We start from the raw sequence: 16665 nt of genomic DNA, 5'->3' as shown, positions 1-16665 counted from the left end.
TTCGATGCATTTCATGGAGCCGGGACTATGGACGCGACAACGCAGGTAGCGGCATTTTCTGAGACTTCTGCGCGCGGCGCGGAACAGAAAAGCCGGTTTTCTTTGGACATACAGGCGTTCGATGCCAATGAAGGAGCGCAGTTTCGCGCTGCGCTGGAACGCCGCATGCAACAGCAGGCCATCCACATCCCGCCTGATAGCAGCTCGCTGGGTACGGCCATCGCAGGCCGCGCCAACAATCTTGCCTCGCAAGTGCAGAAGGATCAGCTGTATGTCTCCAAACTGCTCGAACATGCCACCCGTACCGGCGATTCGCTACAATTGATGAAAGCCATGATGGCGCTCAACGATTACCAGTTGCGCGTGCAGACCATTTCCAAGACGGTATCGAAGGCGGCGTCGTCGGTCGATTCCCTGACCAAGCTGCAATAAATCGCCGGTTGTCGCAGATTCGTCCCGGAGAGCCTTCCCGGGAATTCGTTCCGTAGATCGTCTTTTTCCATGATCATGAAAAACCTAATCAGCTGGACGTGCACCGTCGGCTTGCTGGCCTTGCTGGCGGGATGCGGCAAGATGGTCGTCTTGCAGGCCGGCCTCAACGATGGCGACGCCAATGAAATTGTCCTGGTGCTCAATCGCAAGGGCATGGAAGTTGAGAAGCAGAAGAACAAGGAAGGCGTGACCCTGCTGGTCAAGGACCAGGACCTGTCGCGCGCGACCGAGGCGATGAACGTCGCCGGCTTGCCGAGACGCACCTTGTCCAACCTCGGCGAAGTGTTCAAGAAGCAAGGCATGATCTCGACGCCGATGGAAGAGCGCATTCGCTATATCCATGGCCTGTCGGAAGAACTGGAAAATACCTTGCAGCAGTTCGACCACGTGGTGTCTGCGCGGGTGCATGTGGTGCTGCCCGAACGGATCGCGCCCGGGGAGCCGATCCAGCCCTCGTCGGCGGCGGTATTCGTGAAATATCATCCGCCGCTCGATGAAGACGCCGTGACGCCGCGCATACGGCGGCTGGTGGCGTCCAGCATCCCGGGCCTGTCCGGCGAGGACGGGCGCAACAAGGTGTCGGTGGTGATGATGCCGGGCGAGCCGCCGCCTGCCGGTATCGAATGGACTACCGTCGGACCGTTCATCGTCGCGGTCAGCTCGGCCGGCGGACTGATGTTTACGCTGCTGGCAATGACCGCGCTGGCCGCGACGGCCCTTGCTTATACCGGAGTGCGCGCCGCCATGCGCAATCCGCGGGTGGCGCAATGGGTGATGCAATTGACCATGCGCTGGGCCGCCCAGCGCACCGCTTCGCGTGAAAAGGCGGCTGCCAAAGCTGCAGCCAGGACGGCGGCAGCGGCGCAATCCCTGATGGCGACCATGCATAAGGAAGCGACGGCCGCACCTAGCAAATCAACGCCCGAGGCGCCCAAGCCATGATTGCCGTCTCGCCGCCGTCGCCGGCCGCGCTGGCGCCGTGGTTCCTCGATTGGTGGTTCACGCCCTGGGACTATGCCGCAGAACGGGAGAACTTGCTGCCGCAGGCGACCGGATTGGCGGCGCAGCGAGACGGTTATCGCCTGTGGTGCAGCCGGGCCGGCATCGCGCCGGATTTGCCGCCGCATTTCGACGCGTCCTGGCAGGTCGTGGTGCTGCGAAAGCGCAACGATTTCATGCGTTGCGCCCGTCTGTTCGGCGGCTTGTTTGCCGCCCGCGAACATGACTTCGACGAGCTCGGTCGATTGCCCCGAGAGATCCGGCTCTGGTGCCTGAGCGTGGCGTTGACGCAACCCTTGCAAACGGCGCGGCCGCGCTCCCGGCGAGAGTCGTCGGACGGGATCGAGGCGCGCGGCCTGCTCGAACTGGCGCTGAGGCTGGAGCAGGGCTTCCCGGGAATGTGGCCGCGCCTGGCGTTGATGTTGCCGCCTCCGTTGTCGGCGTTGCTGGCGTCGGCGCTGGCGATCTGCAACGACGCAGCCTCGGCTGAGTTTGCCGGCCCGGAACGGGCGCGCCTGCAGCGTTGCTGGAAGATTTGCGCGGCGCGGGCGAAGACCGTCGTTGCCTGAACCGGTTTAAGCGGTGCCGGTTGATCTACTCCGAACAGGAATGAACACATGAGAGATTTTTGCATTGAGTGCATCGCCGTGCCGCCCGCGCTGCGCGCCGAGCACGGCGTGCTGCGGGCTCCCTCGTTGCGGGTCGCCGCCGATGCCGGGCGCGCGGCCGATCAAATCTTGCGAGAGGCACACGAGGAGGCCGCGCGGGTGCGGGCGTCGGCGCAAGAGGATGCCGGCAGGGCGGTGCGCCAGGAGCAGGAGCAGGTAGCGGCGCGAGGCCTGGCGTTCGTGGCTGACCTGATGGCTGTCCAGCAGGAGTTGCTGGGGCGAGTGGAGGAGCTGGTCGGCGATCTGGCGCAGCAGACCTTTGACCGCCTGGTGCTGGAATCGACGCCGCGTGAACGCATCGACGCCATGGTGCGCAGGATTCTTTTGGAAGCACCCGGCAAGCTGGTGGCGCCGGTGTTGTCGATGCATCCCGACGACATCAGTGCGGCGCCGGGCGGCGCCTGGGAGCTTAGGAGCGATGCCGGCCTGACGCCCGGAACCTGCAAGCTCGAAGCGGCAAGCGGCGAGTGGCGCGCCGATTTCGAGCTGGCTGCGGCAGCCTTGCGTACGGTGCTGGGCACGGTTGCACAAACGCTCCGCACCCCCGTCGCCAAAGCTGACGCTGATGCGGCTGCCGATCAGGACGAAGGCGTCATAAATCTTGAGGATTCCGATGGAGACTTGGCGCCGCAAGGAACCACTCACTAGCACTATTCGCCGAGGAGAAGACGTCATGTCGAGCAATCACAACCCCGTATTGCAGAATTTGCGCCATTTGAATCAGAAGTTCGATGAAGTCACGGGCCAGCTCAACGACTTCAGTCGTCGCCAGGCAGACGGTGAAATTCCAAATCCTGCTGAATTCACCGCCTTGCTGCAAAAGCAGTCGGTGACCAAAAGCGCCATGACGGCGCAGTTCAACCTGTTGCAAAAGCCGTTGAAGACGGTGCTCAACGAAACCAAATAGGCCATGTCCGCCGATAACCTGGAACAGTGGCTGGAAAACCTGCCGCTGGACGAGCCCGTCGAGATCGACGGCGAGACGGTGTTCCTGAAAATCCGCGGGCAAGGCGCCGAACTGGGCGTCCTGCTGGTCCTATCGTATACCGACGCCTTGCTCGCGGATGCCTTGCGCAATGGCTTCCAGAGTGCGCTCGATTTCGATGCCGGCCTGGCGATCGATGGCGAGGACCTGATACTGACGCAATGGCTCCCGTACGTCGGCGCATGGCCCGAGGCCGCCGAGGCGTTGGAAAACATCCTGAATCAGGCCGCCATGTGGCGTGCAGCGATGGCCTATAGCGGCCCGGCGCGCAGCGACGCCACCACGCGCCACGAAGACCGCGTCCGAAAAATATTTTCCGGGGAAATGCGATGAGATTCCGTGAATTGCTCAAGTCGTGGTGCATGGGCTTGCTGGTGGCGGCGCTGCTGCTGTGGGGCACTACCTTGCACGCGGCCGTGCCCGCGACGTGGAAGGATACCGGCTTTTCCATCAATGCAACCAGCATGACCTTGCGCGGCGTCATGGAAGAGTTCAGCCGCACCTACGGCGTGCGCCTGTCCATGACGGCGACCGGCGACCGGCTGATCAAAAGCCGGCTCAAGGCCGACAACGGAGTGGAGTTCCTCAACCGCTTGGCGGCGACGTCCAAGTTCCACTGGTTTGTCTATAACAACACCTTGTATGTGGTGCCGGCCGACGACAATACCTCGGTACGCCTCGAGATCGGCGAGGACGCCGTGCAGGATGCCAAATCGGCGCTGATCGGCCTGGGCCTGTTCGACGATCGCTTCGGCTGGGGAGAATTGCCGGACGAGGGAGTCGTCATCGTCGGTGGTCCGCGCAGCTACGTGGAGCTGGCGCGCACCATCTTGCTGCCCGATGAAAAGAAGGAAACACGCAAGGGTCGGCAGATCATGTTGTTCCGCCTGAAGTACGCAACCGCAATGGACCGCGTGATTACGTCGCGAGGAAAGAACGAGACCATTCCCGGCATCAAGACCATCCTCAGCAACCTGTTGTTCGGCGCCCATGCGGCGGGTGAGAAGGTGACGGGTTCGTCGCCGTCCGGGGCGTTCGACAGCGACAGCAGGAAACGCTCACGCACGCCGAAGAATGAGAGAGGCGTCGCCCGCGACGTCGGCAACGAGCGCTTCGTGCCGCTGTTCAACGCACCTGCCGCCGACGGCAAGAACCAGGTTCCGCCAGGCGACGATGCCGGTGGCCGATACGACACCGGCAGCAGCAGCGGCGGACACGAGAATCCGCGCATCGAGGCCGATCCTACACTCAACGCGATCATGATTTATGACGACATCAAGAAAAAAGACATGTACGCATCGCTGATCGCCCAGCTCGACGTGCAGCCGCAGCAGATCGAGATCGAAGCCCTGATTGTCGATATCGATCGCAGCAAGTTGTCCGACATGGGCGTCGAATGGGGCGTACGCGCCGGCGCCGTCAACACCTTGGTCAACGGCATGGCGGTTGATTCGGCCGGGACCAATCTTCCGCTGCCCGGTGCCACGCTGCTCATCAGCAATGCCGCGCGTTTCTACGCGCGTCTCAAAGCCATGGAATCCAACGGCGAGGCGCATGTGCTGGCGACGCCGACCGTACTGACCTTGGACAACGTGGCGGCGGTGCTGGACCTGAGCCGCAGCGCCTATGTCTCGCTGATCGGCGAACGGGTGGCCGACATGTCCGATATCACCGCCGGGACCATGCTGCGGGTGATCCCGCGCATCATCCATGAAGGCGGCCAGACGCGTGTGCGCCTGGAAGTGGACATCGAAGACGGTTCGCTCGACAGCACCGATAACAATGGTTCCTCAAAATCCTCCGGCAATACCGGGACCATTGCAGCGAATGTGACGCGTTCGACCATCAGCACGCAGGCAATCATCGACATGCAGCAGACGCTGATGATCGGCGGCTATCGCGCCGAATCGCTGACGCGCAACAAACAGAAAGTGCCGGTGCTGGGCGATATCCCGGTGCTGGGCGGATTGTTCCGCAGCGAATCGCAATCGACCAGCACGCGCGAACGCCTGTTCCTGATCACTCCTCGCATCACCGGAACGGACGGCGTGGCCGCCAATACGGTGTCGAGGACCACGGATCGCGCCAAGGAAACTGCCAAGGAGCAGCGCGCGGCCGCCCGTCGGGCCGCAGCCGGCCTGCCTCCGGTAGCGGTCGCAGCGACGACTGCCGCCGCTGCACCGGCGACGGCGACCGCAGCGGCGCCGTCGCCAGACTCAGGCGTATCGACCCTCAAGGAACCGTTGCCTGCTGCGGTTTCCTCGGCAGCCGGCGCCCCCGACGCCAACGCGCCGCTGATGGCGGATGCACCCTTGGCCGGCATGTCGATGGGCAGCGGAGTGCGTGTGCCCTTGCGCGCCAAGGCGCCGACTTGCGCCAGGCCCAAGCGTGTCTATTGAGCGGCGCGCGCAGAAGAGTTTTGGGATCTCAAAGCTTGTCTTAATTTCATTTTTTCTTCGGTCATATTTGTTGAGAGTTTTTTTCTGTGACTTCGCTAACATCAGAAAAAATTCATCGCAGCACATAAAAGTAAGAACGTAAAACACGGCACGGCCAAGGATCCGGAACGGCAAATATCTCTTTTGCCGCCAGGTGGTTGGGAATGACAGTAACGCAGACAGGACCGGGGGGGGAACGGTTGCTTCGGCCGGCGCTTGCAGGCCGGTCGGTTCTTCGTCCGGAAGTCGCCAACGTCAGGTCTTCATTCGTCGGCGCCATTGGTTGCAGCAAGGTGCGGAGGCGTCATCGCGGCGCGTCGTCCGGCGTCTGCGATCGCAGTGGAATGCGCTGGTTGGCTTTTTCATTTACGCGGCAGAGAAGGGTAAGGTTATGTATCTCACAAGCTTATTCAACAGGCGCATGGGTCGGATCGGGAACAGCCCGCGCCGCGCGCAGTCGGCGATCGTCCCCCTTGTTTTCACTGCCTTGCAGGCGTTCTTTCCGCTCGCTCATGCTGCCGGCCCGGCAGCTTCCGGCGTGGCGACGATGCGCTATCCGTCAGGCGCAGGTGCGAGCGGCGTGAACTTCGACCTGCTGGCAGCCGACGGAGCCTTCGGCGACGATTGCGATCCGCCTCTGCTGGCATCGGCCGCAAGTGAAACGAGCGACGTCGACACGATTCTCCTGGCCAAGCTGGACGGCGAAAAGAAGAGCACGCGCGCCACGCGCACCAAGTCCGCCGCCGCGCCTGCTCCCGCAGTTGCGGCGAGCGTGCCGTCCAGGGTGGAAGCCAGGCCGGTCGATCCGACCTGGGAAATCGTTGTCGCCGACAAGACGCTCAATGCCGCCATGGCGCGGTGGGCAGCGCAGGCCGGCTGGCAATTGCTGTGGGAGCTGCCGGTCGATTATGCGGTGGAGGCGCGCACCACCGTGCCCGGCTCGTTCGAAGAAGCGGTCAGCACGGTCGCAAAGAGCATGGAGGGCGCGGAAATCCCGATGAAGGCCGTGTTCTATCAAGGCAACAAGGTTTTGCGCATCATGTCCAAGGGGAGTGAATAATGTCGCTGAAACTTACTGCGCTGGTTCCGGCCATCTTGCTGGTCGGCGGATGCACGGGCTTATCCGGCAAGATCGATTCCGATATCAGCCAGGCCGACGACAAGGTGCGCAACCTGGTCAAGGACGTTGGCCGCACCGCGCCCGGGGCGGTGATACCGGCCACGCCGCTGGTGACGCACGACACCGGCATCTGGCTCGGCAAGAACGTGGTCAAGCTGGGGCAACCGGCCTTGCCACCGATTTTCTACGAACCGACCACCTTCGATCGCACCATCAATTCGTTGTCCGAGCTGGCTGAGCGCATCACGCTGCGCTCGGGGATTCCCAGCAAGGTGACGCCGGACGCGATAGCTGTGGCGGGGCATGCGTTCCGCACGAGGATCGGCTTGCCGGGGATGGCGGGGGCGGGCGCTGCGCCAGGCATGCTGCCGTTGCCGCCGGGACTGCCGGGCGAGGCTGCGGCTGCACCTGCCGGCGCAGCCGGCCGCGCTGCGGCAGCCGTTCCGTCCGGGACTGCCGGCAACAGCATTGCGGACATGCCCAACGGCGTGCGCATTTCCTATGGCAACGGTTCGTTGAAGGGGCTGCTCGACACTTCGGCGGCGCGCTTCGGCGTGTCATGGAAATACGTCGACGGCGTGATCCAGTTCTTTCATACCGAATCGCGCAACTTCCAGATCAGCGCGATCCCCGGCGACTCCACGTTTACCGCAACGGTGACCAGCGGCGCCAGTTCGACCGGCGGTGTGTCGGGCGGTGGCGGAAGCGGAGGCGGCGCCGGCGGCGGCAGCACTGGAGGCGGCAGTTCGGTGTCCGCCAACAACTCGCAGAATACCGGGGTGGCGTCGAAACTGTCGGTCTATACCGGCCTGGAAAACGCCATCAAGGTCATGCTGTCTCCTTACGGCAAGGTGTTGGCTTCCCCGGCAACGGGCGCTATCACGGTGGTCGATACGCCGGATTCGCTGGATCGTGTCGCCGCCTATATCGAGGGTGAGAACAAGGCGCTGTCGCGTCAGATCGCGATCAACGTCACGGTGTTGTCGGTCAGCCTGCGTGACGCCGATGAATACGGCATCAACTGGTCGGCCGTCTACAACAGCCTGAACCGTCGCTATGGCATCAGCAACAGCTTTGCCCCGTCCGACGGCGCGGTGGGCTTCACCGCCGGCATTGTCGGCGGTTCAAAATTCTCCGGCAGCAAGGCGGTCATCAATGCGTTGTCCGAGCAGGGCAAGGTGCGACGCCAGACGACCGCTTCGGTGGTGACGCTGAACAACCAGCCGGTCCCGGTCCAAGTGGCGCGCCAGACCAGCTACCTGCAGTCGTCGCAGACCGCCGTGGTGGCTCAGGTCGGCACCACCACCACGCTGATTCCGGGGGTGGTGACGGCAGGCTTCAACATGAGCATCCTGCCGCACGTGCTGACCAACGGCACCGTGATGCTGCAGTTCTCGACCGATATCTCGACGCTGCGCCAGATCCGCAACATCGACAGCAACGGCACGCACATCGAATCGCCCGAGCTGGATACGCGCAATTTCCTGCAGCGCGTGTCGATGAAATCGAACGAGACGCTGATCATCAGCGGCTTTGAACAGACCGACGACAATCTTGACTATCGCGGCGTCGGCACTCCGAAGAACTTCGTGCTGGGCGGCGGGATGAACGCCGCCACCAACAAGGAAGTCATCGTCGTCCTGATTACGCCGGTAACAATGGCGGCTTTGTGAGATAGCGGGCGCGCCATGGCATTGCACATCACCCAGATAGAGAAGCACAAGTTCGTATGCGGTCTGTTCTGGCAGTCGCTGTCCCGTCCGCGCGAGCTGGCCAGGGAGGCGGCCGACCTTGGCCGCAAGATCGACTCCGACCTGATGGTCATCCGCATGGACCATTCAACCGCCCAGGCCGGTTTTGCACAGAGCAAGGAGGGCGTGCGCAGAGGCATGTTCTCTCTCGCTGCGGTCGTTTCCAAGACGCTGGCGCTGGAAGGCGCCTTCTACGACGGCGAACAGCAGCCGGTGCATAACTGGCTGGGCGCCTTCGAACTGCCGGACGGAATGTGGGCGTATTTTGCGGTGCGCGACGCCAATTTCCTGCCCAACGGCGATTTCGCCGGTCCGCGCCAGGAGGTGATGGAGCGCTTGCAAAGCGACTATGCGATGGGAGGCTGGAACGTCATCATCGGCGACAGCACGCTGGCCGATCTCGATTTCCACAATTTCAACGCGCGCGATATCCGGAGCTTCATCCCGCATCGCAAGGATGGTTCGATCCGGGTGCATGCCTGGTGGGGACTGCGTCAGATCGACGGCACGCCGGCCTGGGCCAAGGCGATGGCGGCGGCGACGGTGGCCGGTCTGGTCGCCGTCGGCGGCATGTACGGTTATCGCTACTACCAGCAAAAGCAGGAAGAGCAGGCGCGCGACCGCGCTATCGCCGCGGCACGCGAGAACATGTTGCGCGAACAGTCGGCGGCGTCGCGGCCGTGGACCGGCAAGCCGGTTCCGCTGGCCTTGGTGCGCTCCTGTCACGCACATTTTGGCCATATCACCGCCGGCGGCTGGCTGCTCGACTCCTACAGCTGCACGGCCGACCAGCAGAGCTACGCCTGGTCGCGCGGCAATTCGACGGTGGCCATGCTGCATGAACAGGTGCCGGGAGCGCTGGTAGACCCGAGCGGCGACAAGGCGACTTACGTGAAGGCGCTCAAGACCCAGGCCGGCGTCAACGACGCGCTGGTCGAACAGCGCAGCCTGCTGGAGTCGATTGTGTCGCCGCTGCAGTTGATGGGGTTGTCGGCCAGGATCGCGGAGATCGATCCGCGCAAGGGGCAAGCGACGCCGCAAGCCGGCGCCGGCGGGCAGGCCGGCCAGTGGCGACCGAGCTGGAAATCCTTTTCATTCATGCTGAACGCGCACGGGGTCGAGCCCGAGGCGATCGCATCGATTCTTGCTCGTCCGGGAGTCCGGATCGAGAAGCTGACTTATCGCGGTTCCGAATGGCTATTGGAGGGAACGATCTATGCAAAATAAACTGGTGATCCCATTCGCAATATGGGTCGGGTTGGCGGGGGCCGGCGCGCGCGCCGAAAGCACGTCGGACAGCTTGACGAGAATCGAGGCGGAGACGCTGGTGCTCAAGGCGCGAGAGAAACAGCTGGAGGTGCAGGCCAATATCGTCGGCAAGCAGAACGAGATCGCGGCCAAGCAAAGCATCACTTCGGCCATCACCCAGACCACCGTGGTTGGTGATCCGGTGATCCGCGCCATCGAGGGTATCGGCAGCCGCATGTTCGCCACGCTGCAGCTGAGCGACGGCAGCATCGTCGATGTTCAGCAAGGCGACACGCTTGCGACCGGTATGAAGATCGTATCGATCGGACCGCGCGAGGTGGTGGCGCAATCGAAGAACAATCAGCGCGTCCGCCTGGCGACCTACAGCCAGGTCAACAACGGTTTCAATCCGAGCTTCCCCGGCCCAGGCTTGTCCTTGCCTGCGCCGCAGCTGCGGGGAGCGGCAAGATGAAACTGCGCATCGCGAGGCATAACGAGCAGACGCAGCAGCATACCTACAACATGTCGTTCGCCGACATCAACGATGTCAGCAGCGCCGACATCCTCAGCAACACCGGCGCATTCGAAGCCAGCGAGGAGGAGCGAAAGCTGCTGTGCCTGCTGGCTGACGGCAGGCTACTGGTAGTGGCGGGGCAAAACCTGAATCCGCACGTGATGTCCTATCAGGGCCGGCTGGAACGCATGGGGCGCAAGCACCATGTGGTGTTCACCTCGGTCGAGGTAATCAGTCGCATCAACCAGAACAGCAATTCATCTGTGGCGGACCGTCATCAGGAACATTCGATGATGCAGGTCACGGCCAAGGACCTCTTGACTAAGGCTTGGCGTGCCCGTGCTTCCGACGTGCATATCCGGGTACGGAAGAACTGCACCGAAATCTACTTCCGCATCCACAACGACCTGGTGCCCGTTGGCGGCCAGACGCGTGAATACGGCGAACGGCTGCTGGCTACAATGTACGGCGCCATGACGTCGGTCTCTGACAGCTCCTACAAGCCGACCGAGCGACAGGACGCCAGCATCGCCGACCGCGACAAATTACCGCCGGGATTGTATGGCGTACGCATCGCCACGGTGCCGACCAACGAGGGCAGCGTGATGGTGCTGCGCCTGCTGTACAACGACGCCGGCGAAAACACAGATCTGCGGCCCCTCGGCTTTTCCGATGCGCACGCGGCCGCCCTGCAACACCTCAAGGAGCAGCCGGTCGGAATCAACATCATCAGCGGACCGACCGGCTCGGGCAAATCGACCACGCTGCAACGTATCCTGACCGGCGAGATCATCGAGGCCGGCGGCAAAATGCACGTGCTGACGATCGAAGATCCGGTGGAATACCCGATCGAGGGTGCGGTGCAGACCGCCGTCACCAACGCCGGTACAGAAGAGGAGCGTTCGCGCCTGTTCGCCGCCGCGATCTCCAACGCCATGCGGCTCGATCCCGACACCATCATGATCGGCGAGGTGCGCGACAAGGCGTCGGCGCAAAACGCCCTGCGGGCCTCCATGACCGGTCACCAGGTGTGGACCACGGTGCACGCCAACAGCGCGCTGGCCATCATGGACCGGCTGACGGACCTGGGCCTGCCGCCCAACCTGACGGCAGACTATACGGTCGTGACCGGGCTGATCAGCCAGCGCCTGGTGAAGACCTTGTGCCAGGACTGCCGGCTGCCGCTGGCGACGCACCAGGACCAGCTGCCGCCAGCTGTGCTGGCGCGCGTCAAGCAAGCGGTCTCGCCTGCGCTGGAGGGAGTATGCATACTCGGCCCCGGCTGTCCGACCTGCGGGCATCACGGCACCATCGGCCGCACCGTGGTGGCGGAAATAATCATCCCCGACGACGAGTTTTTCCGTTATGTGCGCCTGGGCGAGAAGACGCTGGCCACCAACTACTGGCTGCGCGAGCTGGGCGGCCGCACCATGCTGGACCACGCTATCGAGAAAGTCGCGGCCGGCCTGATCGATCCGCGCATGGCGGAGAAGGTGGTGGGCTATTTCAGCACCGCTGCCCAGCTGCCGGCGCCGGCCTTGCATGTGGTGGAGGGCGGCAATGCTACCTGACATCAACCGCTGGTGGGCCAGGACGCAATTCATCGATACGGTACGCCTACGCCTGTATCGCAAGATCGCCAAAATGCTGTCGAACGGACTGCCCTTGCTGAAAATACTGGAGGAGCTGCATGCACGCGCTTCGGAGCAGGGCAAGAAGTCCAAGGAGCCGTTGGCGATTATCCTCGACGATTGCCGCCGCACGGTGCAGAACGGCCGCTTGCTGTCGGAAGGACTGGAACCCTGGGTGCCGAAGTCCGAGCAGATGATCCTGATGGCCGGGGAGCAATCCGGCCGACTCGAGACGGCGTTGCTGTCGGTGGTCACGGTGGTGCAGGCCGGTAAGAAGATCAACAGCGTGATCCTCGGCGGCATTGCGTATCCCATCACGGTGCTGTGCCTGACGGCGGTCTACATTTATCTGTTCGGCACGCAGGTGATCCCGCAATTTACCCGCATGATCGATCCGACCACCTGGCACGGTCCCGCCAGGTCGTTGTACCTGATGTCCGAATGGGTGCAGCAATGGATGCTGGTGTCGATCGCCGGGGTGGTAGCGTTGTTTGTCCTGCTGATCCTGTCGATGCCGCGCTGGCGCGGCAGCTTGCGCATCTTCGCGGACCGTTATCCGCCATATTCGATCTACCGGTTGAAGGAAGGAAGCAGCTTCCTGATGGCGTTCGCAGCGCTGCAGTCGGCCGGCGTGACGGTAGAGAAAGCACTGATGCGCCTGGCCGACATGGCGCATCCGTGGCTGCGCGAACGGCTGGCGGGCGCCTTGCTGGGCGTGCGTTCCGGCCTGAACTGCGGCGAGGCGCTGCGCAATGCGGGATATGAGTTTCCTTCCCGTGAGGTCATCGACGATCTTTGCGTCTATGCCGAATACAGAGGATTCGCCGAGGCCCTGAAACTGATGGCGGATGAATGGATGGAAGAGGGGGTGGAAATCATATCGCTGAGGATGAAGCTGCTGAACGGAATTTCCATCGTCGTGCTGGCGGTGGTCATAGGCTGGCTGGTTACCGGATTTTTCGGCATCCAGCAGGAAATTGCTGCCATCACGCGCAGCGTTCATTGAAATCTGACTTTTAGAGGAATGCACCATGAAACGTATACCTGCTTTGAGCCTGAAGAATTCTCCTTTGCGCAACGACAGCAAGCTGGCGCGCCAGCGCGGCGCCTCGCTGCTGGAAGGCATCGCCTACCTCGGCATCGCGGCGCTGGTGGTGCTGGGTGCGGTGTCGTTGCTGACAGGCGCTTTCAGCAGCGCCAAGTCCAACCAGGCCAATGAAGAAGTCATCGCCCTCAGAACTGCAATCCGCAAGTTGTATATCGGCCAGGTTTATCCCGCCGACATCATGCCCGGACTGGTGGCGGCCAACGCCGTGCCGGGTACCCTGATCAAGGCGGCGGACGGTACCGTCACCAACAGCTGGGGCGGCGCGGTGACGGCCAGCGCCGATTCGTCCAGCAACGGCTTCAACCTCGTGTACCAGGCGGTGCCGCAAGACGTCTGCGTCAACATGCTGAGCGGTGCCAACGGCTGGGTCTCGATCGCCGGCACCACGACGATCACCACCTTCCCCGTGACCACTTCGGCGGCGACGGGGACCTGCACGGTTACCACCAACGCCGGAAATACGCTGACCTTCAAGGGCGTCTGACGCGCCGAAAGCAGGGACTGGAGGATGCCATGTGGAATATCGCGGTATTGGCGGTGATGCTGGCGGTGGCGGGAGCGTATGCCACGCGCAGCCTGCAAACCGGCGACCGGCTGCAGCACCAGGCGGTGATCAGCCTGGCCAGGGAAATGGCGATGTACCGCGAGGCTGTCATCCGTTATTTCGAGATCTACGACATCCATGACGCCAGCGTCAGCTACGCCACGCTGGCGGCAAGCGGCGCGTTACCCGGATGGACGCGGATGGCGCAAGGTACGAGCTCTGCGATCTGGAACAACTACCGCGATGCCGCAGGCATCATCTACATCTATGCATCGTCGTTGCCGGCGCAGAACATTGTCGGCGAACTGGTCGGGGTATCGCACCAGTCCATCCTTGTCGGCACCTACCAGGCCACGGCATCGACCCTGCAGTCGCCGTTGTTCGGCGACACCAATATTCCGCTATCGGCGTTGACGGGAAAGTCTGTTCCCGACGGCGCTCCAGTATGGATTGCGATGACAAAATGACGACCTCCTTACGTTTTTCCCGGTTGCCCCGGCGGCATCCCCAACACCGACAACGCGGCATCGCAATGATCGAATTGTTGGGCGCGCTGGCGATCGGCACGATGATCCTGCTGGGACTGTCGACGATGATGGATGGTTCGGTGGACGACATGAAGGGCCAGCAGGCCGGTTACTACCAGTCGCAAGTGGCGGCCGCCGCGGAAAAATACATCAGCGCCAATGCCGCGACGCTGCAAGGCCTGACGCCAACGGCAGCGTCCGTGGCGACGGTATCGCTGGCGCAACTGAAGACCGGCAGGTTCCTGCCCGGCGGCATGGCGGCCACCAATGTTTACCGGCAGACGCCTTGCGTGCTGGTGCGTCAGCCCGATCCTGCAGGCGCTCCCGGCAAATTCGACGTGCTGGTGGTGACCACCGGCGGCGGCGTCATTCCCGAAAAAGACCTGCCTGCGGCGGCGATGAATGCCGGCCCGGGAGGCGGCTATATCAGCACCGGCGATACTGCCAATGCCAAGGGCGCCACCTGGAGCCTCAACACCTCGGCGTATCGTTCCACCGCTTGTCCCAGCGCCAGCGCGTTGTCCGGCGGCGCGGCCGACGGCGGCCACCTGGTATCGAACCTGTTTACAGACGGCAGCGGCATGTTGTCGACCGACTACCTTTATCGCAACGCGGTGCCAGGCCATCCCGAGCTGAACCGGATGAACACGCCGATCCGCATGGCCAACGCCGCGCTGGTCTCCAATGGCGCATCGTGTCTCAACGCCAGCGGAGTGGCGGAACCAGGCGTCGCTCTGGACAGCGGCACGCGCGCGCTGTTGACCTGCTCGAGCGGAGGCGTCTGGTCGAGCTACTCGCAATGGAAGGAGCCGGTATCTACCTATGCGTCGTTGCCTTCGGGTTCGGTGGGCGACGTGCGAATGGTGACGTCGCTGGCGCGGGCGTTCATGTACGACGGTTCTTCTTGGCGTCCGCTGGCGATCGATCAGGACGGCAACTTCGATGTGCCCGGGCGCATCACGACGACCACCCTGGATGCCTCGCAAGACATCACGGCGCGGCGCGTCGCGGCGTCGCAAAATATCAGCGCCGGTGGAACTATCACCGCCTCCGGAGACATTAGTTCAGGAGGGTCCATGTGGGCGGGTTACGACGTCAACGCCGTGCACGCCGTCAACAGCTTCGACGTCAATGCCAGCCACAACGTGGTGGCGCAAGGCGTCCAGGCACTCCGTTGGATGGAGAGCGAGGCCATTACGATTTTTACCGTCATGACGCCCGGAACTCCTTGCCACTACCTTCAATACGATCCGATCGATGCAACGTCCTATATCAACTACCCGATGGGCACGATCGTCATGGATGCGAATTACCGGCCGCTCATTTGCGGCGCGGACAAGACAATGAGATATGCAAATGGTACTTATAGCCCTTAAGAAATTTTTCCTCGACAGAAGGTTGCGGCTGCTGCAACCGATGCTGACGGCCGCTTCACTGTGCTTCTGCGTGCCGGCCAGCGCTTGCTGGGAAGAGGTGGCGGCCTGGTATGGCGTGAACGTCCATCTCTTGTATGCGATCGCCAAGACGGAGTCGAACCTCAACCCCGTGGCGATGAACCGGAACAAGAACGGCTCGTACGATATCGGCCTGATGCAGATCAACAGCAGCTGGCTGCCGACGTTGAAGAAATACGGCGTCGACGAGAAGACCTTGAAGGATCCTTGCATCAATCTGCAAGTGGGTGCGTGGATCCTGTCGCAGAACATGCAAAGGCTCGGAACCACCTGGGAAGCGGTCGGTGCTTACAACGCACACAATCCTCAATTGCGCCTGAAGTATGCGCGTAAGGTATACCGGAACATCCCGACCGAGGTATTGGCCGGACGTTGACTGGTATCACGAGTTCGCTGCGTCGTTGCCGCTGCAAAGCTCCAGCCGATAGCCGTGGCTGCAGGCGGTACGGATCATGACGACCTGGCGGTCGTCGACGACGAGTTTCTTGCGCAGGCTGCAGATGTGCTGCTCGATGATTCTGCCGGGGACTTCGTTTTCTGGATTACCGATCGCGTTTCCGAGGGCCTCGCGTGAAATAGACCTCCCTGGTGAGGAAAAGAACAGCCAGGCCATGCAGAACTCGCGGGTGGTCAGAGCAATCGGCTTGCCCCGGAAGCTGAATTGCGCCGTATCGCAGTCGAGCGAGAATCCGGCAAATTCGACGGTGCGAGGTACGCCGGAAGAGATGCAGCGCCGTATCAGCGTATTGATGCGGAGGATCAGTTCGATCGACTCGAAAGGCCGCAGCAGGAAGTCGTCTGCGCCTTTGTCGATCGCTTGCGCCACCAGCTCTGCGGTGCGCAGCGGGGACAATATCAATGTCGGTATGCGCTCGGTGCGGACGTTGAGCCAGGAAAAAATGCTGTCGCCCTCGGATGCAGCGTTGGCAATGTCGATGACGACAATATCAAAGGCATGTCGTTTCAGGGTGCGCAAGAGCGAGATTTCGGAATCGAAATGAATTGATTCAAAGCCTGACCGTTGCAAGCAGGTCTGTACTTGTTCCAAGGCAAAGATGTTGCGGATGTAACAGGCAATTTTCATGATCGGGACCAATTGAGTTGCATTGCATCGCCGGAATTTTTTGTTTTATTCATGCAGATCCAGGATTGTCGCGGGAAGGGACTCCAAATAGTGCGTTTCGTT

Annotated in this window: 18 protein-coding genes; 17 read left to right on the top strand and 1 reads right to left on the bottom strand. The window is 62.3% G+C overall.

Annotated elements, in window-relative coordinates; all coding sequences use genetic code 11:
- The first annotated feature begins 27 nt into the window (after positions 1-27).
- The 17 genes from F506_RS09665 to F506_RS09585 all read left to right on the top strand — a co-directional run bounded on the left by F506_RS09665 (position 28) and on the right by F506_RS09585 (position 15855).
- The gene (locus F506_RS09665; RefSeq protein ID WP_053196971.1) at positions 28-432 is read left to right on the top strand and encodes an EscI/YscI/HrpB family type III secretion system inner rod protein; all 405 of its coding nucleotides are present in this window, start codon (positions 28-30) and stop codon (positions 430-432) included.
- A gap of 75 nt (positions 433-507) precedes the next feature.
- Positions 508-1434, top strand: coding sequence for a type III secretion system inner membrane ring lipoprotein SctJ (gene sctJ, locus F506_RS09660; protein ID WP_235471455.1), 927 nt, complete (start codon positions 508-510; stop codon positions 1432-1434).
- Positions 1431-2060 carry a hypothetical protein gene (locus F506_RS09655; protein WP_053196970.1) on the top strand — a complete coding sequence of 210 codons (630 nt, stop codon included), beginning with the start codon at positions 1431-1433 and terminating at the stop codon, positions 2058-2060. Before sctJ ends, F506_RS09655 begins: the two co-directional genes overlap by 4 nt.
- Before the next feature lie 48 nt (positions 2061-2108).
- Positions 2109-2807 carry a FliH/SctL family protein gene (locus tag F506_RS09650; RefSeq protein WP_083457717.1) on the top strand — a complete coding sequence of 233 codons (699 nt, stop codon included), beginning with the start codon at positions 2109-2111 and terminating at the stop codon, positions 2805-2807.
- Positions 2808-2832: 25 nt separating this feature from the next.
- Positions 2833-3066: a hypothetical protein gene (locus tag F506_RS09645; RefSeq protein ID WP_053196967.1), complete on the top strand. Its 234-nt coding sequence runs from the start codon at positions 2833-2835 to the stop codon at positions 3064-3066.
- Between the two features lie 3 nt (positions 3067-3069).
- Positions 3070-3477, top strand: a complete 408-nt coding sequence (locus F506_RS09640) for a hypothetical protein (RefSeq protein WP_053196965.1) — start codon at positions 3070-3072, stop codon at positions 3475-3477.
- A complete protein-coding gene (sctC, locus tag F506_RS09635) occupies positions 3474-5543 on the top strand; it encodes a type III secretion system outer membrane ring subunit SctC (protein WP_053196963.1) in 2070 nt (689 codons plus the stop codon). The genes F506_RS09640 and sctC overlap by 4 nt, the downstream gene beginning before the upstream one ends.
- 460 nt (positions 5544-6003) lie before the next feature.
- On the top strand, positions 6004-6642 hold the full coding sequence (locus tag F506_RS09630; protein WP_235471450.1) for a toxin co-regulated pilus biosynthesis Q family protein: 639 nt from the start codon (positions 6004-6006) through the stop codon (positions 6640-6642).
- Positions 6642-8375 carry a PilN family type IVB pilus formation outer membrane protein gene (pilN, locus tag F506_RS09625; protein WP_053196961.1) on the top strand — a complete coding sequence of 578 codons (1734 nt, stop codon included), beginning with the start codon at positions 6642-6644 and terminating at the stop codon, positions 8373-8375. The genes F506_RS09630 and pilN overlap by 1 nt, the downstream gene beginning before the upstream one ends.
- 15 nt (positions 8376-8390) lie before the next feature.
- Positions 8391-9680 (top strand): type 4b pilus protein PilO2, encoded by a 1290-nt coding sequence (pilO2, locus tag F506_RS09620; protein WP_053196959.1) that lies wholly within the window; start codon positions 8391-8393, stop codon positions 9678-9680.
- A complete protein-coding gene (gene pilP / locus F506_RS09615; RefSeq protein WP_053196957.1) occupies positions 9670-10173 on the top strand; it encodes a type IV pilus biogenesis protein PilP in 504 nt (167 codons plus the stop codon). Before pilO2 ends, pilP begins: the two co-directional genes overlap by 11 nt.
- A complete protein-coding gene (locus tag F506_RS09610) occupies positions 10170-11786 on the top strand; it encodes a GspE/PulE family protein (RefSeq protein WP_053196955.1) in 1617 nt (538 codons plus the stop codon). The genes pilP and F506_RS09610 overlap by 4 nt, the downstream gene beginning before the upstream one ends.
- The gene (locus F506_RS09605; RefSeq protein WP_053196952.1) at positions 11776-12852 is read left to right on the top strand and encodes a type II secretion system F family protein; all 1077 of its coding nucleotides are present in this window, start codon (positions 11776-11778) and stop codon (positions 12850-12852) included. The genes F506_RS09610 and F506_RS09605 overlap by 11 nt, the downstream gene beginning before the upstream one ends.
- A gap of 25 nt (positions 12853-12877) precedes the next feature.
- On the top strand, positions 12878-13438 hold the full coding sequence (locus tag F506_RS09600; RefSeq protein ID WP_053196950.1) for a type 4 pilus major pilin: 561 nt from the start codon (positions 12878-12880) through the stop codon (positions 13436-13438).
- Between the two features lie 29 nt (positions 13439-13467).
- The gene (locus tag F506_RS09595) at positions 13468-13965 is read left to right on the top strand and encodes a hypothetical protein (protein ID WP_053196948.1); all 498 of its coding nucleotides are present in this window, start codon (positions 13468-13470) and stop codon (positions 13963-13965) included.
- Positions 13966-14030: 65 nt separating this feature from the next.
- Positions 14031-15401: a shufflon system plasmid conjugative transfer pilus tip adhesin PilV gene (pilV, locus tag F506_RS09590; protein ID WP_235471449.1), complete on the top strand. Its 1371-nt coding sequence runs from the start codon at positions 14031-14033 to the stop codon at positions 15399-15401.
- Positions 15402-15441: 40 nt separating this feature from the next.
- Positions 15442-15855, top strand: a complete 414-nt coding sequence (locus F506_RS09585) for a lytic transglycosylase domain-containing protein (RefSeq protein WP_235471521.1) — start codon at positions 15442-15444, stop codon at positions 15853-15855.
- A gap of 6 nt (positions 15856-15861) precedes the next feature.
- Here the strand turns inward: F506_RS09585 and F506_RS09580 are convergent, their stop codons facing one another.
- A complete protein-coding gene (locus tag F506_RS09580) occupies positions 15862-16563 on the bottom strand; it encodes a response regulator transcription factor (RefSeq protein WP_053201427.1) in 702 nt (233 codons plus the stop codon).
- Between the last annotated feature and the right edge of the window lie 102 nt (positions 16564-16665).

It is taken from the genome of Herbaspirillum hiltneri N3 (assembly GCF_001267925.1).
GTDB classification, from domain to species: Bacteria; Pseudomonadota; Gammaproteobacteria; order Burkholderiales; family Burkholderiaceae_D; genus Herbaspirillum; species Herbaspirillum hiltneri.
The sequence above is the reverse complement of the archived record's forward strand: the minus strand, read 5'-3'. Positions and strand labels throughout refer to the sequence as shown.